Source organism: Candidatus Binatia bacterium, assembly GCA_036493895.1.
Taxonomy (GTDB): Bacteria; Desulfobacterota; Binatia; order UBA1149; family CAITLU01; genus DATNBU01.
The window spans coordinates 41,044-67,005 of sequence record DASXOZ010000022.1; the positions used below are offsets into that span (position 1 = coordinate 41,044).

At 67.8% G+C, this 25,962-nt stretch carries 18 protein-coding genes; all 18 read left to right on the top strand.

Features of this window, described 5'->3' with window-relative positions; genetic code table 11:
• The first annotated feature begins 16 nt into the window (after positions 1 to 16).
• The gene (locus VGK20_05980; protein ID HEY2773585.1) at positions 17 to 1,222 is read left to right on the top strand and encodes a Gfo/Idh/MocA family oxidoreductase; all 1,206 of its coding nucleotides are present in this window, start codon (positions 17 to 19) and stop codon (positions 1,220 to 1,222) included.
• A gap of 2 nt (positions 1,223 to 1,224) precedes the next feature.
• Positions 1,225 to 2,211: an NAD-dependent epimerase/dehydratase family protein gene (locus tag VGK20_05985; GenBank protein HEY2773586.1), complete on the top strand. Its 987-nt coding sequence runs from the start codon at positions 1,225 to 1,227 to the stop codon at positions 2,209 to 2,211.
• Positions 2,208 to 3,458 carry a glycosyltransferase family 4 protein gene (locus VGK20_05990; GenBank protein ID HEY2773587.1) on the top strand — a complete coding sequence of 417 codons (1,251 nt, stop codon included), beginning with the start codon at positions 2,208 to 2,210 and terminating at the stop codon, positions 3,456 to 3,458. The genes VGK20_05985 and VGK20_05990 overlap by 4 nt, the downstream gene beginning before the upstream one ends.
• Complete coding sequence (locus VGK20_05995) at positions 3,455 to 4,570, top strand: hypothetical protein (GenBank protein ID HEY2773588.1); 1,116 nt, start codon at positions 3,455 to 3,457, stop codon at positions 4,568 to 4,570. Before VGK20_05990 ends, VGK20_05995 begins: the two co-directional genes overlap by 4 nt.
• Entirely contained in the window at positions 4,567 to 5,940 is a 1,374-nt protein-coding gene (locus VGK20_06000) for a flippase (protein HEY2773589.1), read from the top strand. The genes VGK20_05995 and VGK20_06000 overlap by 4 nt, the downstream gene beginning before the upstream one ends.
• 40 nt (positions 5,941 to 5,980) lie before the next feature.
• The gene (locus VGK20_06005; protein HEY2773590.1) at positions 5,981 to 8,512 is read left to right on the top strand and encodes an FG-GAP-like repeat-containing protein; all 2,532 of its coding nucleotides are present in this window, start codon (positions 5,981 to 5,983) and stop codon (positions 8,510 to 8,512) included.
• Positions 8,513 to 8,519: 7 nt separating this feature from the next.
• Complete coding sequence (locus tag VGK20_06010) at positions 8,520 to 9,689, top strand: glycosyltransferase (GenBank protein HEY2773591.1); 1,170 nt, start codon at positions 8,520 to 8,522, stop codon at positions 9,687 to 9,689.
• Positions 9,690 to 9,932: 243 nt separating this feature from the next.
• A complete protein-coding gene (locus tag VGK20_06015; GenBank protein ID HEY2773592.1) occupies positions 9,933 to 11,954 on the top strand; it encodes an alkaline phosphatase family protein in 2,022 nt (673 codons plus the stop codon).
• A 4-nt stretch (positions 11,955 to 11,958) separates the two neighbouring features.
• The gene (locus VGK20_06020) at positions 11,959 to 13,827 is read left to right on the top strand and encodes a sulfatase (protein ID HEY2773593.1); all 1,869 of its coding nucleotides are present in this window, start codon (positions 11,959 to 11,961) and stop codon (positions 13,825 to 13,827) included.
• Positions 13,828 to 13,913: 86 nt separating this feature from the next.
• Positions 13,914 to 15,578, top strand: coding sequence for an alkaline phosphatase family protein (locus VGK20_06025; GenBank protein ID HEY2773594.1), 1,665 nt, complete (start codon positions 13,914 to 13,916; stop codon positions 15,576 to 15,578).
• Entirely contained in the window at positions 15,575 to 16,885 is a 1,311-nt protein-coding gene (locus VGK20_06030; GenBank protein HEY2773595.1) for a glycosyltransferase family 4 protein, read from the top strand. The genes VGK20_06025 and VGK20_06030 overlap by 4 nt, the downstream gene beginning before the upstream one ends.
• Before the next feature lie 103 nt (positions 16,886 to 16,988).
• The gene (locus VGK20_06035) at positions 16,989 to 17,963 is read left to right on the top strand and encodes a glycosyltransferase family 2 protein (protein ID HEY2773596.1); all 975 of its coding nucleotides are present in this window, start codon (positions 16,989 to 16,991) and stop codon (positions 17,961 to 17,963) included.
• Positions 17,960 to 19,948, top strand: a complete 1,989-nt coding sequence (locus tag VGK20_06040) for a sulfatase (protein HEY2773597.1) — start codon at positions 17,960 to 17,962, stop codon at positions 19,946 to 19,948. Before VGK20_06035 ends, VGK20_06040 begins: the two co-directional genes overlap by 4 nt.
• 5 nt (positions 19,949 to 19,953) lie before the next feature.
• Positions 19,954 to 21,588, top strand: a complete 1,635-nt coding sequence (locus VGK20_06045) for a hypothetical protein (protein HEY2773598.1) — start codon at positions 19,954 to 19,956, stop codon at positions 21,586 to 21,588.
• Positions 21,589 to 21,591: 3 nt separating this feature from the next.
• Entirely contained in the window at positions 21,592 to 22,893 is a 1,302-nt protein-coding gene (locus VGK20_06050) for a nucleotide sugar dehydrogenase (GenBank protein ID HEY2773599.1), read from the top strand.
• Positions 22,894 to 22,912: 19 nt separating this feature from the next.
• Complete coding sequence (locus tag VGK20_06055) at positions 22,913 to 23,995, top strand: glycosyltransferase (GenBank protein HEY2773600.1); 1,083 nt, start codon at positions 22,913 to 22,915, stop codon at positions 23,993 to 23,995.
• Entirely contained in the window at positions 23,992 to 25,029 is a 1,038-nt protein-coding gene (locus tag VGK20_06060; protein ID HEY2773601.1) for a glycosyltransferase family 2 protein, read from the top strand. Before VGK20_06055 ends, VGK20_06060 begins: the two co-directional genes overlap by 4 nt.
• Before the next feature lie 58 nt (positions 25,030 to 25,087).
• Positions 25,088 to 25,909, top strand: a complete 822-nt coding sequence (locus VGK20_06065) for a glycosyltransferase family 2 protein (protein HEY2773602.1) — start codon at positions 25,088 to 25,090, stop codon at positions 25,907 to 25,909.
• The last annotated feature ends 53 nt before the right edge of the window (positions 25,910 to 25,962 follow it).

Genomic DNA, 25,962 nt, shown 5'->3' on the forward strand with positions numbered 1-25,962 from the left:
GCGCGGGAAAACACCGATGGCAACTGGCGCGGGCGCACGGCAGGAAAAACTGAAGGTCGGCATCATCGGCTGCGGCGTGATCGCCAACGCCCACCTTCCTTACGTGCAGAAGGCCGGTGGCGACGCCGTTGCGGTCTGCGATCTCTCGCTCGCTTCGGCAAGCGAGCTGGCCGACCGCTTCGGCGTGCAACGGGTGTATCGCGACGTCGGGGAGATGCTCGCGTGCGAGCGCCTCGATGCGGTCCACGTGCTGACCCCACCGCGCGCCCACGCGCGCTGCGCGATCGCGGTGCTGGAGCGCGGCGTTCCTGCATTGATCGAAAAGCCGCTCGCGCTCAGCCTCGACGACGTCGAGGCGATGTCGGCGGCCGCGCGCCGCGGCTCGACGTTCTTCACGGCCGATCACAACCGCCTGTTCGATCCGCCGATGCTCGAAGCGCGGCGCCTGTGGGAAAGCGGCGCGCTCGGCGACCTCGTCGCGATCGAGAGCTACCAGGCCGGCCTGGCCAGCGAGCGCCAGTGGCTCGGCGACATGGCAGGCGGCGGCATCGGCGACCTCGTGCCGCATCCGCTCTACCTGCAGCTGCATTTCCTCGGCGAGGTCGAGCGGCTGGATGCAGTCGCGTTCGCACCGAAAGAGGACGGGCGCATCGAGGAGCTGCGCGTGCTGATGCAGGGCAAGTCGCGCACCGGGTTCCTGACGATCTCGATGAACGCTTCGCCGATGATGAACACGCTTCGCCTTTGCGGCTCGAAGATGACCGTCGAGGTGAACCTCAACAACATGACGATCGTTCGGCGTCGCGATTACGACGTGCCGAAGATCATCGCCAAGCCGCTGCCGAACCTCGACGAGGCCTGGCAGCTCGTCGGCCAGACCGCTCGCAATACCATCGACTTCGTGCGCGGCCGCATCCGCTACTACCCCGGCATGGGAGAGCTGATCCGGCGCTTCTACGACAGCGTGAGGCGGGGCACACCTCCTCCGGTGAGCGAGGCCGAGGCGCGCGCGGTGGTCGACGTGACCGCACGCATCTGGGATGCTGTCGGGCAGGGCGGTGCAGGCCCGCGCAAGGCCGCGGCGGCGGTGCGCCCGGCGCGTCCGCGAGCGGGCCGTGCCAGGGAAGCTCTCGGCGGCGCGGAACCGGCGGCTTCGAGCGAGCCGGCCGCAGGCGAAGAGGGCACGACGCCCGTCGATCCTCGGGCCGTATCGGGAGAGTGAGCATGCGCGCATTCGTGACCGGAGGAACCGGTTTCCTCGGCAGCCGCGTCGTCAGTCGGCTCCTCGCACGCGGGGACGACGTCGTTGCGCTCGCTCGTGAAGGCGCGGCGGCCGACGCTCTGGCCGGGCGCGGAGTCGAAGTCGTGCATGGCGACCTCGGTGACACCGAACCCTGGCTCCCTCGCGCGGCCGAATGTGACGTTGTTTACCATGTCGGAGCCCGCGTTCTGTCGAGCGGCCCCTGGGAAGAATTCTGGCGTGTCAACGTCGAAGCCACCCAGCGGCTGATGGATGCGAGCCTGGCCGGCAAGGCCCGGCGTTTCGTGCACGTCAGCTCCCTCGGCATCTTCGACATCGACCGCGACGGACTCGAGATCGGCGACGAGAGTGACTACGACCGCCGTCCGATGCTGCGGGGTCACTACACCAGGTCGAAGCTCGACGCCGACCGCCTCGCGTCGACTGCCGTGCGGGTGGGCCGTCCCGTCGTCGTCGTGCGGCCGGGAGTGCTGTACGGGCCGAAGCCGTCGGGACAGGGAATTTTCCTCGGTCGCGTCAAGAAGTTCCTCAGGCCCGACCTTCTCGCAGTCGTCAGCAGCCCCGACTATCGCGTTCCTCTCGTCTACGTCGAGAACGCGGCCGACGCGGTCGTACTGGCCGGCACCGCGGAGGGAATCGAGCGTGGAATCTTCAACGTCATCGACGATCCGGACCTGACGCAGCAGCGGTATTTTCGTACGCTGTCGGACGTGAGGCCCCGACCTCTGCGCGTCGTGTACCTGCCGGTGTCGCTCATCTCACCCGTCGTTCGTGCCGCCGACTTCGCGCACCGCCTGGCACGTCGCCGCCCGTGGACGGTTGCGTACCAGCTGCTGCGCTCCGAACGCAGTGCGCGCTACTCGACCGAAGCCGCGAGGTCGCGTCTCGGCTGGACTCCCGCCGTCGATCTTCGCACCAGCCTTCAGGAGTCGCTCAAGGCTGCCGCGTGAAGGTCGTTTTCGTCGAGGCGTCGTCCGGGAGCGTGGTCGGCGGATCGCTGACCGGAATGCTGGAGCTGCTTCGCGGAATCGACCGGGCCAGGATCACGCCGTCGGTGGTGCTCTACGAGCACAAGCCGTGCATCGGCGAGCTGCGCGAGCGCGGCATCCCGGTGACGGTGGTCTCGCGGCGGGTCCTGCCGAAGACGCATGCGCTGCAGGAAAGCACTGCCTACGCGGGCGCCAGGAACGTGCGTGCGGTGGCCTCCGCGCTTCAGCTCTTGCGGCGCTCCGCGACCTTCGCCGCCGAAACGCTTCCGTCCGCGCTTCGCCTGCGTGCGGCGATGGCACCATTTGCTCCCGACCTCGTCTATGCGTGCAACGGTTTTCGCGGCAACTCCGACGCGATCGTCGCTGCGCGCCTCGTCGGTGTCCCGTGTGTCATCCACGCCAAGGGGTTCGACAAGCTGTCGTGGATCGAAAGGCTGCTGTCCGCATCGGTGGCCGGTTGCATCTCGATGACGAAGGCGATCGAGGACCACTGCCGCGCCGGCGGAATGCGGCCCGGATTCTTCGAGGTGATCTACGACGGGTTGGACCTTGCGGCGTTTCGCCCGAAGCGCGCTTCGGCGGAGGTCCGGCGCGAGCTCGGCCTTGCTGCGGACTGCGAGGTCGCCGGAGTCGTCGGCAACATCCAGCCGTGGAAAGGGCAGAAGGTGCTCGTCGAGGCGCTGGACCTGCTGGCCGCGGAGAAACCGGCGCTCGTCGTCCTCATCGTCGGCGGCACCCACCGCAGCGGCGCCGCTTACGAGCGCGAGGTCCGCGAGCTGGTGGCTGCGCGCGGACTCGCCTCGCGCGTCGTATTTACCGGGCCGCGCGCCGACGTACCCGACCTGATGAACGCGATGGACGTTCTGGTGCACACGTCGGTACGCGGCGAGCCGTTCGGGCGCGTCATCATCGAAGGCATGGCGGTAGCCAGGCCTGTCATCGCGACGCGGGCCGGGGGAGTTCCCGAGTTCGTCCACGACGGCGACGATGCGGTGCTCGTCGAGCCCGGCGATGCGCCGGCCCTGGCGCGCGAGCTTGCCGTGCTGCTGGGCGACCCCGCCCGGCGCGAAACCCTCGGTCGCGCGGCGAGGGTATCGGCAGAGCGATTCGCACTGCCGCGACACGTTGCGCTGATGAGCCGGGCTTTCGAGCGGGCGACCGCAGGTCGTGACGCCGCGCTTCACGGGCGGGCGAAGGCGGCGGCGTGAGCGCGACGGCCTGCTTCGAGCTTCACGGCGTGCGCGTGCGCATGGAGTCGGAGCTGCCGGCGTTCACCGAATATGCCCGCGCTGCCCTCGAGCCTTTCCTCACCGAGGACAAGGGACGCTTCGACATCCGCTCGTCGGTGCAGTGGCGCGAGAGTCCGCCGCCGCGCGACGGAGAGCCCGGAGGCGTGGGCTTCGACGCGATCCCGTGGACACGGCGACCCGACCGCGACCTCTACGTCGGCGGCGCAGGTGCGCTGTGGCTTCGCATCGACGACTTTACCGACCTGCAGATGAAGCTGGCGATGCGCGACGAAAGCGTCGAGCTGACCGGGCGATACTTTTTCCATCTCTCGTCGGGAGGCACCGTCGAATCGCTGCAGAGGCTGCGCCATCGCTCCCACCTCGACGAGCTGAGGGGACGGCGCTTCTCGACGCTGCTGTATTATTTCTTCTACCATCCGCTGCTCTGGTGGCTCAGCCGCGGGGCGGGCTGGAACGTGCTGCACGGCGGCGCCGTCTCGACGCGCATCGGCGCGGTGATCTTCGCCGGCATGCCGGGCTGCGGGAAGTCGACATTGACCGTCTCGATGCTCTCGGACGCCGACCAGAAAATGCTGTCGGACAACCTGTTGCTCCACGACGGGGAAAACGTGCTGGCAGTGCCCGAGTTGCTGCTGCTCGACGAGCGCAGCCGCAAGCTGGCCGGCGCCGGCGCCAAGCGCCTCGTCGCCACCGGCGAGCAGCGCGTCTTCGCGCGCGATGCCTACCGCGTCGGCGACGTCGAGCTGGCGCCGCGCAAGGCGGGCGTGCTGCTGCACGTCGAGCGCGCCAGCGAGTTCCTGCTCAAGCCGCTGGTGCCGCGCGAGAGCGCCGCGCGCTTGCGCGCCGCCAACACGATGGCCAAGGAAGTGCGCCGCCTGTCGATCATGAACGAAGTGCTCGACGTCGTCTCCGGCGCCCGGCGATTCGATGAGCCGGGGGCGGCCGACAAGCTGGCGGCCGTGGTTCCGTCGTTCCTGCTGCAGGTACCGCCGGTGACCGACGCCGTCGGCTTTCTCAAGGAAAAAGTGCTGGGCGAGCTGTTCGACGTGCTTGCGGGGGACGAGGTTTGAAGCTGACGGGCAAGAGGCCGGCGATGTCGCCGCTGTGGCAGCTGTTCGAGGATTTCGGGGGTACGCTGGCGACGATCTTCGCGAAGATGGGCTTCGGCATCATCATCGGGATGATCACCGCGCGCTGGCTCGGCCCCACCTCGCGCGGAATTTTCTCGCTGGTCTCGACGTTTCCCGCGACGCTGACCACGCTGACGAAGTTCGGCCAGGCCCAGGCCGTCATCTACTTCATCCGCCGCGAGAAAGAGGACGTCTCGCGAGTGGCCTCCACTGCCGTGTGGTTCGGCCTGGGCACGGGCGCCCTGCTGATCGTGCTGGTGGTGCTGCTGCGAGACCAGATCCTGCACACGTTCCTGCGCGGCGTGCCGCTGTGGGCGCTGATGACGATCCTGCCGATGATCCCCATCCTGCTGATGGAGAGCTACCTTTACGGGATCCTGCAGGCTACCGACCGCTTCCGGGTCTACAACGCACGGCTGCTCGGCGAGTCGATCATCGCGCTCGTGCTGATGGCGGTGGTGCTCGTCGGTCTCAAGCTCGGGCTTCCCGGCGCGCTCGGCGTCTCGATCGTGCTCAACACCGTGATGCTGCTGTGGGTGTTCTGGACGATCCACAAGGACACGCCGCTGCATTTCCTGTTCGACCGCGGCCTTTTCCGCCGCATGTTCCGCTACGGCATGAAGTCCCACCTGCAGATCATCGCGTCGCACTTCAACTTCAAGACCGGCGTCTACCTTTGCGCATACTACCTGTCGCCGTCGGAAGTCGCGTTCTATGCGATCGGCGCGAAGTTCGCCGAGCAGATGATGTCGATTCCGCAGTCGCTCGGACTGGCGATGTTCCCGCGCCTGGCCGGCGTGAGCGACGAGAGGGTGCACCTGATGACGGCATCTGCATGCCGCCAGACGTTCGCGATCACGTCGGTCTCGGCGCTGGTGCTGACGTTCGTCGGCAAGTTCGCAATCACCACTCTGTACGGGGCCGCGTACGAGCCGGCAGCGGTGCCGCTGATCTACATCTCGTGGGGCATCGTGATGATGTCGATGTACGTGCTGCTGTCTCGCGATTTTACGGCGCGCGACCGCCAGATGGTCAACGTGATTGCCGCCTACATCGCGCTCGGGGGCAATATCGGCCTCAACGTGTGGCTGATCCCGAAGATGGGCATCCGCGGGGCTGCCATCGGCACCAGCACGTCGTACACGGTGGCGGCGCTGCTGCTGTACGTGTTCTTCCTGCTCGAGTCGGGGATGTCGTGGTACGAGCCCCTGGTTCCCCGGATAGAGGATTTCGAGCGCTGGCGCCGGCTTGCGGCGGAGTTCTCGCAGCGCCTGGCGCGCAGCCGCGTGCCTCGCCCCGATGCGAGATAGCGACTTGCGACCAGATCCCTTTTTCCCCAAGCTGCCCCAAATGGTCCTGGCACCCCCGTCCGAAGGGAAAAAAAGTCACGGCTGGCTGGCGCTGGCCGGGGCAGTGGCGCTGGTCGCCGCAATGGCCGGCCGCGCCGCAGCGCTCGAGGTCCAGTGCGGCGCCGACGACGGCGACGCCTTCGGCTGGTCCGTCGCTACCGGCGGCGATTATGACGGCGACGGCGTTCCCGACATCGCGGTCGGCGCCCCGTGTGCGTGGGTCGGCACCAGCGAAAAGTCGGGCCGTGTAAAAGTCTTCTCCGGCGCCACCGGGGCCGTGCTCGCCTCGCTGCCCGGCGTCCAGGACGGCGAGCGTTACGGCGCCGCTCTCGATTTCATTCCGGACCTCGACGGCGACGGCAGGGACGAGCTCGCGATCGGCGCCCCGGCCTTCGACGTGCCGAAGGAAACGAGCGGCGTTCGCCTCGACGCCGGGCGTCTCGAAGTGCGCTCGATGACGCACGGAGTGCTGTGGGAAACTCGCGGCGCCAACGATTTTGCCGGCCTCGGCGAAACCGTCTCGGCGCTTGCGGACCTGAACGGAGACGGAAAGGCCGACATCGCCGTCGGAGCGAGCGAAGCGCTCGTCGACGGCAGCCGCGACGGTGTCGCCTACGTATTGTCGGGCGCCGACGGGTCGGTGCTCGGCCAGAACGACGGCCTCAACCACTTCGAGAACTGGGGCAGCCTCGTCGGCTATGCCGGCGACGTCGACGGAGACGGCATTCCGGACTGGTTCGCATCCGCCAACGGCGTCAGCCTTCCCGCCGAGGATTTTGTCGCGCGAGCCGCCGGCGTGACGACCACGACCGCGTCCACGACGACCACCACGTCGACCACGACCACTCTCGTCGACCGCGCCGGACGCCTGTCGATCATCTCCGGAAAGCCCCCGTTCGACGTCATCGTCGCGCTGCGCGGCGACGAGACTCGCCAGAGGTTCGGCCGCTCGGCGGTCGCGACCACCGACGGCAACGGCGACGGCAAGAGCGACCTGTGGATCGGATCGCCGGGAGCGAAGGTCGGCAATACCCTGGAGGCCGGGGCCATCGACCTCTATACCGGCGACGGCACGAAGATCCGCCGCATTGTCGAACCGACTCCCCAGCAGTTTGCCGGTTTCGGCACTTCGCTGGTCGCGCCAGGCTCGCTCGACGGAGGACCGGGCAGCGACGTCGTCGTCGGCGCGCCGGATGCGAAAGTGCAGACGCGCGTCGCAGCCGGCCGCGTCGAAGCGTTCAATGCCAGCAACGGCGCGCAGCTGTGGTCCCAGTCGGGCAGCCTGCCCAATTCGCAGTTCGGGCAATCGCTCGGCAGCGGAATCGATTTCGACGCCGACGGCGTTCCCGACATCATCGCCGGTTCGCCCGGCGCGACGCCGGACGGCAGGCGCGGGGCAGGAGCGGCGTACGTGCTCTCCGGCGCCAACGGGAGCGTGCTCGCGTCGTTTGCCGGCAGGCGCGGACGGGAATCGCGCATTTACGTGTCGGGGCCGAACCTGGATCGCGAAGTCGTGATCCGCAGCTTCGATCCATTCGGCCATCGTCGCGAAGCGGAGATCCGCGCATTCCGCGGTTATCCGACGACGAAGCTGTCGATGGCGCTTCTGGACCAGTCCGACCGCGCCGGTGCTGCGAACTCCCTGCTCGCGGTCGGGGCCGGCTCCGGTGGCGGCTCCAGCAACGTGGTCGTCTATCGCGCCCAGCGGCGCCGTCGCCAAGTCTCCCAGTTCCCCGCGTTCCCCACGGTTCCTCCGGGTCCGATGGTCTATAGCGGCAGCGTCAACGTCGCCGGAGGCAATTTCTCCGCGGCCAATGCCGGCGACGAGATTGCGGTCGCACCGGCTGACAATGTCACGGGCACGATCGACATCGCGGTGCACCGCCGCCAGTTCGTCGATCCGAACGGCATGATCTCCTGGCAGAAGATCGTCGAGTTCGCGGCGTTCAAGCCGGCCGACACGATCGAAGGCAACCTCGTGAACGCAGTCGGCGTGAACATCGCCGGCGGCAACGTGCAGAAAGAGTCGGACCCCAACGGCCAGCAGGACGAGGTCATTGCGGCGCCGGCGGCAGGCCTTCCTGCCGTGCGCGTGTTCTCGGGCACCGGCACGCAGGTCGCGCAGTGGCAGGCCTACCCGCTGCAGGGCAGCCTCGGTCCCAACTCCGGAGTGCTGCTCGCCGTTGCCGATCTCAACGGCGACGGCCAGCGCGAGATCATCACGTGCCCGGCATCCGGTCAGATCTGGATCCAGGCGTGGGACGGCAAGGGGAAACACTTCACCCCGAACGGGCTCGGCAACGCGGTCAGCTTCTTCCTTACCGGGCATGCGGATGCGATCGCAGCGGCGGACGTCGATTTCGACGGGGCCGACGAGATCCTGATCTCCACGGGTCCCGGCAGCGCCGGGCAGGTCCTCGCGTTCGAAGCCGACGGGTCGCCGGTCAAGGGATGGCAGGGTTTCGCGCCGTACGGGCCTCTGGCGCAGGCAAAGCTCGGCCTCGTCGGCACCAACAGCTTCTGGCGACCCTGAGTACCGCGTGACGGCAGGGGCCAGCAGGAGCCCGCGGCCGGGGCCGGCTGCGGTCGTCTACGTGATCGCGCAGATGATCACGGGCGGCACCCAGACCCATATCCTCCAGGTTCTGCGGCTGATCGACAGGGAACGCTTCTGTCCGGTGCTGTTCGCGCTGAGAGACGACGGCAACCTGCTGGAGACCGTCCGCGGGCTCGACGTCGAAGTACGCACATTCGGCATGGGCGGATCGCTCAGGAACCCGAGTGATATCCTAGGTTTGAGCCGGATGGTGAAGGCGTTGCGCGACGTGCGTCCGGCCGTCGTGCACGGGTATCTGCTGCGCGGCAATTTTTACGCTGCCGTCGCCGGGCGCCTCTGCGGCGCGGCGGTCGTCACGAGCAAACGCGGCCTGCACCGCCCGGCCGGCGTGGCCGAAAAGCTCGCGGTCCGCGTCTCGGGCCGCCTGTCGGACGTGGTCACCGGCAACGCTCCGCAGGTTCTCGAGTTCACGCGCGAAGTGGAAGGGCCGCAGACCGCGAGGATGGTGATGATCCCGAGCGGGACCGACACGGAACGTTTCGACCCGGACCGCGTTGGCAGTGCCGCGCGAGACAAGCTGAGGGCAGAGCTCGGGATCGGCGACGATCCGATCGTCGGCACGGCGATAACTTTCAGGCCTCGCAAGGGGTTCCGGATGTTTTTTGAGGCGATGGCCGAGCTTCGCCGCAGCTTTCCGCGGGCCCACGCCGTCATCGCCGGCGCCGACGAGATGCCGCTGGAGCCCGCCGAGCTGATGCGCTCCCTCGGCCTGGACGCCAGCGTCCATCTTCTCGGGCGCCGCAGCGACATGCCCGAGGTGCTGTCGGCCTTCGACGCCTTCGTGCTGCCGTCCGAGAGCGAAGGGATGTCGAACGCGATCCTCGAGGCGATGGCGATGCGGCTGCCGGTGGTCGCGACGTCGGTCGGCGGTGCGCCCGAAGTGATCGAGGAGGGGGTCAGCGGCAACCTGGTCGACTATCCGGATGCCGGTTCGATGGCCGCCCGGCTTTGCGTCCTGCTGGGCGATGCGGCGCTGCGCCGGCGCATCGGCGAGGCTGCCCGCACCCGCGTCGTCGCGCGCTATTCGGCGAGCGGCATGGTCCGCCAGATCGAAGATTTGTACGTGACGCTTCTCAATGGGAAAACGCACTGAAGGCCGCGGCCACCCGCAATCCCAGGAGCCCGATCAGCAGCAACGACCCCGGCGGATCCGATCCAGCGACACGACCCCGCGATGGGGCCGCAGCGGCGCGGCTGCCCGGCAACCGCAGTGTGCGAGCGATCGGGCCTGGAAGCAGTGCAGCGCAATGACGACGGGACGCTCCAGTGGCCGGGCTGCCGCTGCCACGGTGCCCGCGCAAACGGCGGTGGCGGGATGTCCGGATCGAGGAGGACGATGAGGAGTCTGACGAAAGTTGTGACGGTCGCCGGCGTGCGACACCGCCTGGCGGCGACGGCAGCAGTCGCGACGGGAGTCGCGCTCGTGGTTGCCGCGTGCACAGGAGGAGAGAGCCGCCGCGACGCCGGGCCGCCGCCGCAGCGGCGCATCGTCGTGCTCGGTTTCGACGGAGTGGATCCGAACTTCGTCGAGCAGTGGAAGGACAAGCTGCCGAACATGTCCGAGATGATGAATACGGGCACGTTCAAGCACCTGGCCACGACCACTCCGCCGTCGTCGTGCACCGCGTGGGCCACCTTCACGACCGGAATGAATCCCGGCGGTCACGGCATCTTCGATTTCATCCTGCGCGATCCGAAGACGTACCTTCCCGACCGCACGGGCTCCGTCAGCCACAAGGCGGAGTACCGGTTCGGCCTGTTCGAAACCAAGCCCGAGACGTTCACGTCGACGATGACCGGAGAGTCGTTCTGGGCCACGGCCGACCGCGCCGGCAAGCGCAGCGTCGTGCTGAGAGTGCCGTGCATTTATCCGCTCGAGCAGGAACAGCACAGCTACGCGCAGGGCGGACTCGGCCTGCCTGACGTGCGCGGCAGCGAAGGCACGTTCCACTACTGGTCGAGCGACCTCAGCCCTCGCGACGCTGCCAATCCCGAGCTCGGCGGCCGCGTCGTCTCGCTTGCGCAAGGCGATTCGGTCGACACCGACATCGAAGGCCCGGTCAATCCGCTTTCCGACAAGGGCGACCGCGTAACGGTTCCACTGCACCTGTCGCGCGCCGGCAAGGATGCGGTGGCGGTGGAGCTGGCGGGCCGCAAGGAAACGCTGGAGACGGGACACTGGAGCGACTGGTTCCGCATCCCGTTCAAGATCACGGCGTTGTCGACGATTTCGGGGATGGCGCGCTTTCGCGTGCTCGAAGTGCAGCCGAATCTTCGCCTGTACATGTCGCCGATCAACTACGACCCGGAGGATCCGGCGATCGCCGTCACCGAGCCCGAGGGCTACTCGAAGGAGCTCGTCAAGGCAGTCGGCGACTACAAGACCGTCGGGTGGAACCACGAGACCTGGGGCCTGAACGAAGAACGCATCGACGAGGAAGCGTTCATGCAGGACATCTGGGACACGTTCCGCGAGAGCGAGGCCATCACGCTGCACGAGCTCGAGAATCGCAGCACCGAGCTGCTGGTCTCGGTGTTCGTCGAGACCGACCGCACCTCGCACATGATGTACCGCCTGATCGACCCCGAGCACCCTCGCTACGACGCCGCTCTGGCCGCGCGCTTCGGCGACTCGATCCTGAAAACCTACCAGAGGGCCGACGAGATCATCGGCAAGGTGCGCGCCAAGCTCGGCCCGCAGGACATCCTGTTCGTATTGTCGGATCACGGTTTCCACAGCTGGAGGCGCGGCTTCAACGTCAACACCTGGCTCGTCCAGGAAGGCTTCATGGCGCTGAAAGGAGGCGCGAAGTCGACGACGAAGAAGTTCCTGCAGGACGTCGACTGGTCGAAGACCAAAGCGTACGCCCTCGGCGTCGGCGGCATCTACGTCAACGTGGCCGGCCGCGAAGGAAAGGGCATCGTCAAGCCTGGCGCCGAATACGACCAGGTCATCAAGGACATCCAGGATCGAATGACGAAGGTCGTTGATCCGAAGACCGGAAAGCCGGCGGTCAACGTCGTCTATTCGGGAAAGGATACGTGGAAGGGCAGTCGCGTCGGCGAGGGCCAGGACATGCAGATCGGGATGGCGCCGGGATACCGGGTGTCGTCGGCGACGCCGCTCGGCGGCGCTCCGGAAGGACTGTTCGAGGACAACATGAAGAAGTGGAGCGGCGACCACGCCACGTCGGAGACTGACCAGACCGAAGGCGTGCTGATGAGCAACGTCAAGATCAGCGACGAGCATCCGGCCATCGGCGACCTTGCGCCGACGATCCTGACGCTCCTCGGGGTGCCGGTGCCGCCGCAGTACGACGGCCACGCGCTGAACCTGGCCGCGCCGGCGGGGAAGTGAAGCGATGCGCTGGGTAGCAAAGATCGTCGCTTCGGCTCTCGGCGGTTTCGTCGGCGCGGCGCTGGTAGGTCTCATCGAGGCCGCCGTGATCGCAACGACCGAAGGCGGCGACGAGTTCGGCGTGTTCCGCTTCGGTGTGCTCTCGTACGGAGTGATCGGCTCTGCGGTCGGCGGCGGGCTGGGCTTGGGCTTCTGCATCGTGCCGGCACTGGCCCGCGATGCGCGCGCCGCGGCGGCGACGGGGGCCGGCGTGGTGGCCGCGCTGCTCGGCCTGGCCGTTGCGCGTTTCCGAATCGTCCGCGACGTGTTTGCCGAAAGCCTGCCGGTCGCCTCGTCCAAAGGGCTTCTCGTGCACGCGGGGCTTCTCGTTGCTGCCGTCGTCGTGCTGTGGCTGCTGCGACGAATCGTGCTCGCACTGTCCAAGCCCGGCGGCACCGGTATCTTTGCGACCGTCGCGCTCGCGGCAGTGCTGGTCGGTGCCGGATCCGCGGCCACGGCGGGGCTCGACATGCTCCACAAGGCGCCCGTGGCGCCGACCCAGCCCGGTACGGCGACAGGACCGAGCGTCATCCTGATCATCGCCGACACGCTGAGGGCCGATCACCTCGGCACCTACGGATCGACGACGACGAAGACGCCGGGCATCGACCGGCTGGCCAAGGACAGCGTCGTCTTCGAGAACGCCTTCTCGAACTCGACGTGGACGCGGCCGTCGATCTCGACGATCCTCACTTCACTGTACCCGTCCTCGCACAAGGTCATGCTGAAGACCGACTCTCTGCCCGACGGCGTCACGACGCTGGCGGAAGTGATGAAAGGTGCCGGCTACCGCACCGTCGGGTACGTGACGAACATCAACGTCGCGCCGGCGTTCAACTTCGAGCAGGGCTTCCAGGAATACTACTACCTGTCGCCGGACTTCTTCTTCGGCGCCACCGACTCGGGCTCCAAGCTGGCGTTCTACAGCGGGATGCGCCTCATCCGTGAGCGCTTCATCTCGAAGGCAAAGTACGTCCAGAACTATTACCAGGACGCGCAGACCGTCAACGGCGCGGCGCTCCCGTGGCTCGACCACAACGCCGACGGGCCGTTCTTCGCGCTGATCCACTACATGGATCCCCACGACCCGTACTTCGAGCTCCCGTACGACGGCATTGCCGTTGCGCGCGTCGACACGCCGGACCCCGATCCTTCGCAGCGCGACCGCCTCGAGAAGCTCTACTCGGGAGAAGTCGAATACCTCGACCGTTTCATCGCGAACCTCGTGGACGCGCTGCAGGCATCGAAGCACTACGACGACACCGTGATCGCGCTCGTGGCCGACCACGGCGAGGAGTTCTACGAGCACAAGGGCTGGTGGCACGGCACGACGCTGTACGATGAGCTGTCGCACGTGCCGGTGATCATGAAGCTGCCGAAGAGCGCCAAGGCCGGCACGAGGGTGAAACCCTGGGCCGAGCTTCTCGATATCGCGCCGACCCTTGTCGGAGCAGCCGGCGTCACTGCGCCCGATGCGTGGCAGGGGCGCGACCTGTTCTCCGACAAGCCCGCGCCGGCGGCCCTCTTCCAGGAAGAGGACCACGAGGGCAACGTCCTGCACTCGATCCGCAAGGACAAGTGGAAGCTCATCACGGCCAACGAAGGCAATCCCCGCGGACTGGCACCGGTGGAGCTCTACGACATGCAGGCCGATCCCCACGAGATGAAGAACGTCGCGGCGGCCAATGCCGAGGTGGTCGACGGTTTGCGCGCAGACCTGGAAACGCTGAAGGCGAACGCCGGCTCCAAGGCGGTAACTGGTGCGGGAGGTGCAGGTGTGGATGCTGCCACGCAGGAGAAGCTGCGCTCGCTCGGGTACGCGAGCGGCAAGTAGCGCAACGGCCATGCGCGGGCGCCGCCTCGTCGGCGCGCGCATTGGCCCGACGAAGTCGGACGAGAAACTCGAAAAGGAGCGCGCACATGCTGCTGGTCGTCGGCTGGGACGGCGCAGGATGGAACCTGGTTCGTCGCTTCGTCGGCGAAGGCCGAATGCCGACGACGGCCCGGCTCCTGGCCGGCGGCGCCTGCACGTGGAACGTCCGCTCGACCACGCCGCCGGTGACGTTTCCCGCGTGGACGAGCTTCCTTACCGGCGCGAATCCCGACCACCACGGCATCACCGATTTCACGATTCCACGCCCGGGCGCTTACGCGGTGCGTTTCGTCAACGCGACGCACCGGCGGCTGCCGACCTTCGTGGCGTCGATGGCCGACGCGGGCCTGCGCATCGGGATGTACGGAATGCCGGCGACGTTCCCGCCCGAAGCGCGCGGCGTGTTCGAGATCTGCGGCTTCGATACTCCGCTCGGATCGTCCGCATCCGTGCGCGCGACGCATCCGGAGTCGTTCGGCCGGGAAATTCGCGAGCGCCACGGCCGGCTCGGCATCGAGGGAATCCCGCAGGGCCGGATCGATGCGACGTGGCATCGGCGTGCGGCGCTCCGGCTCGTGGACGACGTGCGCCTGCGTTCGCGCATCGCCGAAGAGCTGATGCGTGAGCACGCGCTCGACGTCTTCGTCGTGCACTTCATGGAGCCGGACACGGTTGCCCACCATTTCTGGCAATTCGACGACGAGGCGTCGCCGCGTCATCGCGAAGGACCCCGCGGCGTCATTGCCGACGTCTACGCCGCCCTTGACGAAGGCCTTGCCCGGTTGCTCGCTGCTGCCGGTAACGACGCCGACGTGCTGCTTCTTTCGGACCATGGCAGTGCCGGCGGCTCCGATCGGGTGCTGCTGTGGAACCGCTGGCTCGCCGACCACGGATACCTGCGGTTCACGGGTTCCGGCGCCGCCGCGCAGGGCCTCAAACGGCGCGCCTTGGCGTCGATCCCTTCGTCATGGCAGGCGCGGGCATTCGCGGCTGCCGGGGGCCTGGCCGACCGCGTGGAATCGGGCTCGCGCTTTGCCGGCATCGACTGGGACCACACGTCCGTGTACAGCGACGAAGTCGCGTACTTTCCGTCGCTGCGAATCAACCTGCAGGGACGCGAGCCGCGCGGCATCGTTTCGCCGGCCGTACGCGAGGAGCTGCTCGCGCGGCTCACGCAAGATCTGCTCGAGATGAAAGATCCGTTCGACGACGGCTGCGTCGTGCTCTCGGCGGCGCGCCGCGAAGCCCTGTTCGACGGCCCTTTTGCCGCGCGTCTTCCCGATCTCGTGCTCGAGCTGAGGAAACCCGGCGGCTACGCTTATGCTGCCGCATCGAGCCGCGCCGGGCGCGAGAAGACGTGGATCCGCCGCCTCGGCGACGACGAGCAGGTCGGCGCGAAAGGCTCGGCGCCTGGCGGCGTGCACGACCAGTACGGCATTGCGCTGCTTGCCGGACCTCACGCGCGGCCGCACGGCGTCGCCGCTTGCGACGACGGTGACACCTGCGGGCTCGCAGATCTCGGAGTCACGGCGCTCGCGCTCGCCGGCCTCCCGGCCACCGCATCGATGCAGGGCCGCTGCCTCGTGGAGCTGCCGGCTCGCGGCATCGCAGCTTCGGTTGCGACACCGCGCACCGAGCCCGAGAGCGACTACGCAGCGGATGAAGAACGCGAAGTCGAAAGCCGCCTGAGGGCGCTCGGATACCTGCCGTGACGGTCGCGTCCGCTGCTGCGGCCCGCCGCACTCCTTCGCGCAGCCTGCGCAGAATCGCGCTGGTCGCGGCCTGTCCGTTTCCGTCTCCGCAAGGCTCCCAGGTGTTCGTCGGACAGATGGCGCGTCACCTGGCGACGGCCGGACACGAAGTTCACCTGCTGACGTACGGGCAGGGAAGCGGCCTGGCGCCCGACGGCGTCGTTCATCACCGCATCGCGCGTCTTCCCGGCGACGATTCGTCGCGCTCCGGTCCGAACCTGGCCAAGCCGTTCCTCGACGTCCTTCTCGCGCAGCGACTGGCGCGCATCGTGCGCGAGCGCCGCATCGACGTCGTCCACGCGCACAACTACGAAGCCGCCGTCGCCGCGCTCGCCGCGAGAATGATCTCGGGCGCGCCGGTCGTCTACCACAGCCACAACCTGATGGGCGACGAGCTGGAGACGTATTTCGCCGGCGGCGTACTTCGTCGTTTCGCCGCCGGGATCGGTCGAATGCTCGACGCGCAAGTGCCGCCGCGCGCCGATCGCACCATCGCGCTTTGCGACTGGAGCGCCCGCGCGCTGGTCGCGGCGGGATGCCAAGCCGAAAAAATCACCGTCATCGCTCCGGCAGTCGAGGACGACGGGGCCTTGCCCGACGGCGCCACCGCTCGCCGGGCGCTCGGGATCGGCGACGGGGATTTCGTCGTCGGGTATGTCGGGAACCTCGATACGTACCAGAACCTGGAGCTGCTCGTGGCAGCCATGTCCCGGCTCATCGGCAACGCAGCGGCCCGCGGCGCCGGCGGCCGGCCGCGCCTGCTCGTCGTGACGCATGGCGGCGGCGCGCCGCTGCGTCCTCTGCTGGCCGCAGCAGGCCTCGAGGCAGGTCTCGAGGCAGGTCTCAAGGCAGGTCTCAAGGAGGGACAAGCAGCCATCGTCGTCGAGGACGCCGACTTCGAGCAGGTCCGCCGCGCGATGGCAGCAAGTGACGTGCTGGCGCTACCGCGGCGGCTCGGTTCCGGCTATCCTGTCAAGCTCCTGAATTACATGAGCGCGGCCAAGGCGGTCGTCTCGGCGGGCTGCGGATCCAAGGTGCTCACGGACGGGGTCGATGCCGTCGTCGTCGAAGACGACGATGCGCAGGCTTTCGCGGCGGCGCTCGTAGCGCTTCGGGAAGACCCGCGACGGCGAAAGGCGCTTGGAGAAGCGGCGCGGCGGCGCTTTCTCGCAGGAATGACGTGGCAGGCCGTGCTGCCGCGGATCGAGGCGGTGTACGACGGCTTGCGGGAGGCCGGCGGCCGCAGCGGCGAAACGGAATCGCAGTGAGAATCGTGAGAAGGACCAGATCGATGGGGAAGCGGTGGCGGTGCGGATCCGGGCGCGGCGTTGCGGCACGCCGCTGCTCTTGCGGCGCGCGGGGAGTCGTTTCGTGACGGCCGACGAGCAGGCGCCGACGCTGTCGGTCGTCATCCCGATCTTCAACGAGGAAGAAACTCTCGAGAAGCTCTACGAGAGGCTGTCGGCCGCGCTTGCGGCCACCGGCGAGAGCTTCGAAGTCGTCTTCGTCAACGACGGCAGCCGCGACGCCTCGGAAAGGATTCTTCGCGAATTCCACGCGCGCGATCCCCGCTTCAAGTCGATCCACTTCTCGCGCAACTTCGGTCACCAGACCGCGATCACCTGCGGGCTCGACCATGCGCACGGGCAGGCCGTGGTCGCGATGGACGGCGACCTTCAGGATCCGCCCGAAGTGCTTCCCGATCTCCTCCGGCTCTGGCGCCAGGGTTACGAAGTGGTCTACGCGGTGCGCCAGAAGCGCAAGGAAGGCGTTCTCAAGCGCACCGCGTACAAGGCGTTCTACTGGCTGCTGCGCCGCGTGTCCTATCTCGACATTCCGCTGGACTCGGGCGACTTCTCGCTGATCGACCGGCGCGTGATCGACATCCTGCGCTCGATGCCCGAGCGCAACCGTTTCGTGCGGGGTCTGCGCACCTGGGCGGGATTCCGCCAGATCGGCTACGAGTATGCTCGCGAAGCGCGTTTTGCGGGGCAGTCCAAGTACAGCCTGGCGCAGCTGATGAAGCTCGCGTTCGACGGCCTCGTCTCTTACTCGTACGTACCGCTTCGCCTCGTCAGTAATGTCGGATTTCTCGTGTCGATGACGGCGCTCGCGTACATGGCCTACCTGCTGATCGCACGCCTGTTCGGCGGCACGCCGATCCAGGGCTGGACCTCCACGGTCGTGATCCTGCTGTTCCTCGGCGGCATCCAGCTTCTGTCTCTCGGTGTGATCGGCGAATACGTCGGACGCATCTTCGAGGAGGTCAAAAGGCGGCCGCACTACGTCGTACGCGAGAAAGTGGGCCTCGCGAGCGGCTCGGAACGCGCGGAGGCGCTGCGTTGAAGAGGCGCCTTGCCGACCTTGCGGTTGCGGCCTTCCTGCTCGGTACGGTGCAGGCCGTGGTCGAGACAGGCGTGCTGGCGTGGCTCAACCGGAGTCTGCTGCTGGCTCCCTACCGTTTCTTTCCGACGCACCAGTACGACGCATTCGCCAAGCTGTATTTCCTCGCTGCCGATCGCTTGCCGCTTCCGCTCATGCTGCAGGACTTCGTCGGCCAGGGACTCCTTGCCAAGCTCGCGCTCGCGCCCCAGCTCGTCGCGATCAACGCCGCGGCGGGCCTCGCGGTCGCGTTGCTGCTCGCACCCGTGGCGGGACTTCTCGGAGTCGGCAAGGCGGGCGCGAAGGACAGTGCTCGTCGCGCGCTCACCGTCGTCGTCGCGACGTGCCTCGTCGTGCACCTCGCGGTCTGGGCGGCCGAGTTCCAGGCTCCGCAATACGTCACGGCGTTCAAGCTGGTGCGCGCGATCGCGCGCGACCTGATGGAAGGAGGCGCGGGGCTCGCGATCGGTGTGCTCTTCGTCTCCGCGGCGGCGACACGGCTGGCGTTGGCCACCCGCATCACGAGGACGGCTGTGGCCGCTGCCGCCGTCGTGCTGGTGTCCGCGAACCTGCTGTCAGGCACCGACGTCGCGTCGGCGTCGCGAAATGCCGCCGCGACAACCGCACCGCCGTCCCCGGCCTCGCGCTACAACGTCATCCTGATCTCCGTCGACAGCCTGAGAGCCGACCATCTCGGCGTCTACGGCTACAAGCGCGCGACATCGCCGGCGATGGACGCGATCGCACGCGAAGGCGTGGTGTTTCGCCACCATTCGAGCACGACGTCGTGGACGCTTCCGGCCCACATGTCGCTGCTGACCGGCCGCTCCCTGCTCGGCCACGGCGTCGTCTCCGACGACCGCAGCCTTCCCGCCAGCATCGGCACCGTGGCCGAAGCGTTCCAGAAGGCAGGTTACCAGACGCACGCGATCGTCTCGGCGCCTTACCTCGGCTCCCGCTACGGTTTCGCAAAAGGCTTCGAGGACTACGACGACAGGACGATCCATTTCGAGACGAACGAGGAATCCTACCACAGCGTCACCGCGCCCAAGCTGCTCGCCGCGACGGATGAATTCCTCGAGCAGAAGCGCGACAGGCCGTTCTTCCTGTTTCTGCATTTCTGGGACGTCCACTACGACTACGCGCCGGGGCCGCCGTACGAGACGATGTTCGACCCTGACTACAAAGGCACGATGACGGGGACGAACTACTACTTCGACCCGGCCATCCACGCAGGCATGGACCAGCGCGACCTCGACCACCTCGTCGCACTGTACGACGGCGAGATCCGGCTGGTCGACGACCACATCGCAAGGCTTCGCAGCGAGCTGGCAACGCTCGGGGTCGCCGGACGCACGATGATCGCGATCGTCGGCGACCACGGCGACGAGTTCTTCGAGCACGGCAACAAGGGCCACCACCGCACGCTCTACGAGGAAGTGCTGCACACGCCGTTCCTGCTCGACGTGCCGGGCGTCGAGCCGGCGCGGCGCGACGTGGAACAGGAAGTCAGCATCATCGACGTGGGGCCGACGCTGATGGCGCTGGCCGGTGTCGCTGCGCCGTCGGGACCGCAAGCTATGGAGGGCAGGGATTTTTCCGGCCTTTACACCGGCGCAGCCGTTCCCGGACCGGCCCCCGTGCACGCCGAGCTTTACCGGACCGGCATTCGGACGGTCGAGGTGGCCGAGCTCGATTCGCGCCGCAAAGTGATCCACCAGTTCCAGCGCCGGCGGCTGGAGACGTTCGACCTCGACGCCGATGCCGGCGAGCAGCGGTCGCTGGCGCCCACCTCGGCGAGCGCCGTGCCGATGGTCGGCAGCCTTCGCGACTGGCTCGACGGCGGCTGGCATCATTTCGACCGCCAGCTGCGCACCGAGGGCGTGAGCAAGGTCGTCCTCGACGCCAAAACCGCAGAGCAGCTCAAGTCGCTCGGCTATCTCAACTGACGCCGGTGAGCCGTTTCGTCTTCTACACGCTCGTCGGCCTCGGGATCGCCGTGCGTACCTGGATGCTGACCCACAATACGCTGGTCAACGGCGGCGACGTCGACGTGTACCTGGCCGACGAAGGCATCGTCGGACTGATGGGCAAGCACATCCTCGAGCATCATGCGCTGCCGGTTTTCTTTTACGGCCAATCCTACCTCGGCGCCCTCGAAGCGTACTGCGCGGCCGCGATGTTCGCGGTGTTCGGCGTCGGATGGATGCCGCTACGCGCGGTTCCGTTCCTGTTTTCGATCCTGCTCGGCATCGCGGTGTACCGTTTCGGCTACCGTTATTATTCGGTAGCCGTCGCACGCTGGGCGACGGCTCTCGTAGCCGTCGCGCCGATGTACTTCCTGCAGTGGAACCTGAAGGCCCGCGGCGGCTTCGTCGAGCACGTCGTGCTGCTCGTCGTGGTGATGCTGCTGTTCTGGTCGTTCTACCTGTACCGGCAGCGCGATCGCGCCACGGCGTTCGCGCTCGGCCTCGTCTCGGGAATCGCGCTGTGGGTGAACCAGCTCGTCGGCGCCTACCTGGCGGTGATGGCCGGCCTGCTGCTCCTCGATCGCGAGGATCGGCGAGGGTGGGGCGTTGCGGCGGCGGGCCTGATTCTCGGTGCCGGCCTGTTGATCGGCTACAACGTCGTTCATCCGCTGGCCACGCCGCGCTCGCTGGCGCGCAAGGCTCTCGTGATGAACCGCGTGGCGGTCGCCGAAAGGGACCAGCAGTGGGCGCGCAAGGGGTTCGACCAGCGCGTCGCCGCGCTCGGCGACGGGCTCGACAAGCTCGGCATCGTCTTCGGCGTGCCACCGGGTCTCGGTGTCGCCCGGCTCGGTATGAGTGAGGAAGCGCGCGAAGGCGGGGCCCTCGGGCCGCTTCGCCGTGCGTCGTTCTTCGTTCCGCTCATCGCCTTCGGAGTCGCTCTCCTCTCGGCCCGGCCGCGGCGCGGACCCGGAGGATGGTCGGCCGTGGGTTCCGACCAGCTTCTCGCCCTGTTCTTCCTCGTGACTTTCGCAGTCGGCTACGTCAGTCCGCGCTACATGCTGCCGGCCTACCCTCTGGCCGCGCTGCTGGCGGCTGCGCTGGTGGTGAGAATCGCCGGCCGGCGGCGGCGCTGGATGATCGCTGCGCTGGTGGCCGTACTGGTGTTCAACGTGGCAGGGTGGGTGGACGCGGCGACCACGTCCTCGTCCGCGGACGAGGAGCGGGGCCAGCGCCTCGTGGAATGGCTGGATGACCGCGCGATCCGTGCCTGTTATAGCGCCTCCCCGCTGTACCACGTCGTGTTCGCCGGGGGCGAGAAGGTCGTGATCTCGCCGCTGCAGAAGGATCGATATCCCCCTTATGACGCCGTCGTCGAGGCTACCGATTCGATCTGCTACGTGTTCCGCGACGACCAGGCCGACAAGAGGCAGCACCTGGCGATGATGGCGCTGCTCGACGGGAAGGGGGTCCACTACAAGCGCGCCGAAGTGGGAGCCTACCACGTGCTCTACGACTTCGAGCCGCGGCGCCAGATCCGCGCCGCCGACGTCGAGGCTGCAAGACAGGCGCCGGGACCGGGAGGAAACGGTGGGGACGAGGACGATGCCGATACGGAGTGACCGATGACGAGCGACCTGGAAAAGAAAATCGCCGACGGACGGGCCCATGCAGGAGTCGTGGGACTCGGCTACGTCGGCCTGCCGCTGGCAGTCGAGCTGGCGGCCTCCGGCCTCAAGGTGACGGGGCTGGACGTGTCGCAGCCGAAAGTGGACGCGATCCGCGCCGGCCGCTCGTACATTCTCGACGTGGCCTCCGGGCGCGTTTCGGACCTTGTCGCAAGGAAGCTCCTCGATGCGACGACCGATTTCGCCGCGGTCGCGGACCTCGACACCATCAACATCTGCGTGCCGACGCCGCTGCGCAAGACACGCGAGCCCGACCTTTCCTACGTGATCGGCGCGATCGACTCGCTGATTCCGCACATGAGGCCGGGCCAGCTGCTGATCCTCGAGAGCACGACGTACCCCGGCACCACCGACGAGATCGTGCTGCCACGGCTGCGCGCGGCGGGCCTCGAGCCCGGCCGCGACGTCGAGGTCGCGTTCTCACCCGAGCGTACCGACCCCGGCAACAAGCTGTTCGACACGCGCCGCATCCCGAAAGTCGTCGGCGGTTGCACGCCGGTCGCGAGCTCGGCCGCCAAGGCACTGTACGGGCGCTGCATCGACCGCGTCGTCATGGTCAGCTCTCCGCGCGTCGCCGAAATGGTCAAGCTGCTCGAGAACACGTTCCGCAGCGTCAACATCGCGCTGGCCAACGAGATGGCGATGATGTGCGACCACCTCGGCATCGATGTCTGGGAAGTGATCGACGCAGCCGCCACCAAGCCCTTCGGGTTCATGCCGTTCTACCCCGGGCCGGGTCTCGGCGGCCACTGCATCCCCGTCGATCCGCTGTACCTTACGTGGAAAGCCCGGGCCGAAGGCTTCGAGCCGCGATTCATCGAGCTGGCCGGGCAGATCAACGCAGCCAAGCCGGAGTTCGTCGCCTCCAAGATCATGGACGCGCTCAACGACCGGGAGAAATCGCTGAAGGGCTCGCGCATCCTCGCGCTCGGCGTCGCGTACAAGCGCGACGTCGACGACGTGCGCGAGTCGCCGGCCCTCGACGTGATGGCGCTGCTCATCGACAAGGGCGCCGAGATCGCGTTCTCGGACCCGTTCGTCTCCGAGGTCGAGGTGCGCGGCCGCAAGCTGCGCAGCGTCGCGCCCGATCCCGAACGCATCGCGGCAGCCGACGCGGTCGTGCTGCTTACCGACCACACGGCCTTCGATCGTCCGAAAATCGCCGCCGCCGCCCGCCTGCTGATCGACACGCGCAATGCATTCCGTGGCATCGACGGGGACCATATCCTCCGCGTCTGAAGCGGCGCGCGGTGCCGGCGTGCCGCCGTCGCGGCGCATCGCGCTCGTGATCGGGCAGCTCACCTACGGCGGTGCCGAGGGTCAGCTGTTCGAGCTCGCGCGCGGTCTTGCCGCCTTTGCCGAGCCGTTCGTCTATTGCCTGTCGGAGAGCGCGGAGCCTTATGGCACGCGCATCCGCGAGGCTGGCGTTCCTCTTCGCGTGCTGCCGTCGCGCGGCAGCTTCGATCTCGGACGCGTGCGGGCTCTGCGACGCGCGCTTCGCGAAGACCGCATCGAGCTGGTGCATTCGTTCCTGTTCCTCGCCAGCAGCTATGCGTACCTGGCGACCCGGGGCATGCGCGGAGTGCCGCTGGTGACTTCCGCGAGAAACTGCAAACCGGAGCCGAGCCGCGTGCGATGGCTCGTGATGCGCGCTGCCTTCCGGTCGTCGGCGCGCGTGATCTGCAATTCGCGCGAGATGGCGCGCTATGCCGCCGAGTACTACGGGGCCCCGCGCTCGCGTACCGTCGTCGTCTGGAACGGCGTCGACACGACGCGGTTCACCGCTGCGCGCCGGCCCCATGCGGGGCTGAGGATCGGAACCGTCGGTCGCATCGAGACACAGAAGAACCTCGACGTTTTCCTCGACGCGGCCGCGCGGGTGCTGGCCGAAAGACCGGATGCGAGCTTCGAGATCGTCGGCGACGGCTCGCTGCGCGAGCACTACCAGGCCGAGGTCGAGCGGCGCGGCCTGGCCGCCAGCGTCCGCCTCCCGGGCGTGCGCAGCGACATTCCGGAGTTTTTCGCGGGCCTCGACCAGTTCTGGCTCACGTCGGACTGGGAAGGCACTCCCAACGTCGTGCTCGAGGCGATGGCCGCGGCGCTGCCCGTCGTCGCGACCAGGGTCGGCGGCACTCCCGAAGTGATCGACGACCGACACACGGGCCGCCTCGTCGAGGCCGGCGATGCCGAGGCGGTGGCGGCCGCGGCCCTCGAGCTGGCAGCGGATGCGGGCGCGGCAAGGCGCATGGGCGCGGGCGCGGCGCGCGCGGCCTCGGAGAGTTTTTCGATCCGCGCGATGGTCGATGCGACCGCGACGGTCTACGAGGCGGCGCTGGCATGAACGGGACTTTCATCAGCGTCATCATTCCGATGCGCAACGAGCAGGACTGGATCGAGCGCTGCCTCGGCAGCGTGCTCGCGCAGGACTGGCCGCGCGATCGCATGGAAGTGCTGGTGGCCGACGGAATGTCGAGCGACGAGTCGCCGCGTCTTCTCGATGCACTGGCAGCGCGAGATCCGCGCGTGCGCCGCATCGACAACCCCGGGTTGATCGTTCCGACGGGCCTCAACCTGGCGATTGCGGCAGCGCGCGGGGAAGTGATCGCGCGCATCGATGCGCATACGGTGATCGAGAGGGATTACCTGAGGCGCGGCATCGAGCTGCTCGAGCGCACCGGCGCGAGCAACGTCGGCGGCCCGATGGTCTGCCGGGGCGGAGGTCCGATCGCCACGGCCATCGCGGCGGCCATGGCATCGCGGTTCGGCATCGGAGCGGCGTTCCATTACGCAAACGAGGAGCGCGACTGCGACACGGTGTACATGGGGATGTGGCCGCGCGAAGTGTTCGAGCGCGTCGGCCTGTTTGACGAGGAGTTCGTCCGCAACCAGGACGACGAGCTGAGCTACCGCATCCGCAAGGCCGGGGGGCGCATCGTCGTCTCTCCGCTCATGCGCTCGCTGTACCAGAACCGCGAGTCCTGGAAGGCGCTGGCCCGCCAGTTCTTCCAGTACGGCCAGTGGAAGGTTCGCGTGCTTCAGAAGCACCCGCGGCAGATGAGCGTGCGCCATTTCGTGCCGCCGCTGTTCCAGGCCGGGTCCCTGCTGCTCGTCGTTGCCGGTCTGGTCTGGAGGCCGGCGCTCTGGACCGGGCTCGGCGCCATGGCATTGTACGCGGGTTTGCTCGCCGCCGTGGCGGCCCGGGAGGCCGAGGGCACGGCGGCCGGGCTGCGGATGTGGCTGGCCCTGGTGCTGATCCACCAGTCGTGGGCCGCGGGGTTCCTGGCAGGATTGTGGCGCTTTGCCGGGCGCTGGCAGGACCCGCCGTCCGAGCCGAAGAGGCTCGCGCAGCGCGCGGCCGCGCCCGTGGCAGTTTGAAAGCGGCGGCCGCGGCACCGGAACGGGCAGGGCGCGCGAGAAGGAGAAGGACAAGGCAATGGGCGAGAGCGACTTCACCGTTTCGGTGCTGATCCCGTGTTACAACGAGCTGGACACGGTGGAGAACGTGATCGCGCGCGTGCGCGCCGTGCCGGTGCGCACCGAGATCATCCTCGTCGATGATTGCTCGCGTGACGGGACCCGCGAGCTGCTGAAAAAGCTCGCGATCGACGATCCGTCGCTGAAGATCCATTTCCACGAGATCAATCGCGGCAAGGGCGCGGCGATCCGCACCGCGCTGGCGCAGGCTACCGGCGACGTCGTCGTCGTGCAGGACGCCGACATGGAGTACGACCCGATGGAGTACCCGGCCCTGCTGGAGCCGATCCTCCAGGGGGTCGCCGACGTCGTCTACGGCTCGCGCTTCCTCGGCGGGCCTCACCGCGTGCTGTTCTTCTGGCACCAGCTCGGCAACCAGCTGCTGACGCTGCTGTCGAACGTGATGACGAACCTCAATCTCACCGACATGGAAACGGGGTACAAGCTGTTCCGCCGCGAGGTCATCCAGGCGATGCGCCTTACGGCCGACCGCTTCGGCTTCGAGCCGGAAGTGACGGCGCGGGTTTCGCAGATGCGCTGCCGCATCTTCGAGGTTCCGATCTCCTACTGGGGCCGCGATTACGACGCCGGCAAGAAGATCACGTGGCGCGACGGCGTGGCGGCGCTGTGGTTCATCTTCAAGTTCAACGTCATCGACCGCATGCCGGCGTCGGCGCGCGTGCAGCCGAGCGAAGCGCACTGGGTGGCCCTCGATCCCGGGCGCGCGCACGCGGCCGGGCAAAAGGCGCATACGCAGGGCGCGGACAGGAAAAGCCTCTGAACAAGCTCTGGCTCGTCACCGGCGGCGCCGGCTTCATCGGGTCCCACATCGTC

Excerpts from the sequence above, each read along its gene's own strand:
- VGK20_05980 (HEY2773585.1), top strand. The coding sequence starts at position 17 with ATGGCAACTGGCGCGGGCGCACGGCAGGAAAAACTGAAGGTCGGCATC.
- VGK20_05985 (HEY2773586.1), top strand. The coding sequence starts at position 1,225 with ATGCGCGCATTCGTGACCGGAGGAACCGGTTTCCTCGGCAGCCGCGTC.
- VGK20_06005 (HEY2773590.1), top strand. The coding sequence starts at position 5,981 with ATGGTCCTGGCACCCCCGTCCGAAGGGAAAAAAAGTCACGGCTGGCTG.
- VGK20_06015 (HEY2773592.1), top strand. The coding sequence starts at position 9,933 with ATGAGGAGTCTGACGAAAGTTGTGACGGTCGCCGGCGTGCGACACCGC.
- VGK20_06020 (HEY2773593.1), top strand. The coding sequence starts at position 11,959 with ATGCGCTGGGTAGCAAAGATCGTCGCTTCGGCTCTCGGCGGTTTCGTC.
- VGK20_06025 (HEY2773594.1), top strand. The coding sequence starts at position 13,914 with ATGCTGCTGGTCGTCGGCTGGGACGGCGCAGGATGGAACCTGGTTCGT.
- VGK20_06050 (HEY2773599.1), top strand. The coding sequence starts at position 21,592 with ATGACGAGCGACCTGGAAAAGAAAATCGCCGACGGACGGGCCCATGCA.
- VGK20_06060 (HEY2773601.1), top strand. The coding sequence starts at position 23,992 with ATGAACGGGACTTTCATCAGCGTCATCATTCCGATGCGCAACGAGCAG.
- VGK20_06065 (HEY2773602.1), top strand. The coding sequence starts at position 25,088 with ATGGGCGAGAGCGACTTCACCGTTTCGGTGCTGATCCCGTGTTACAAC.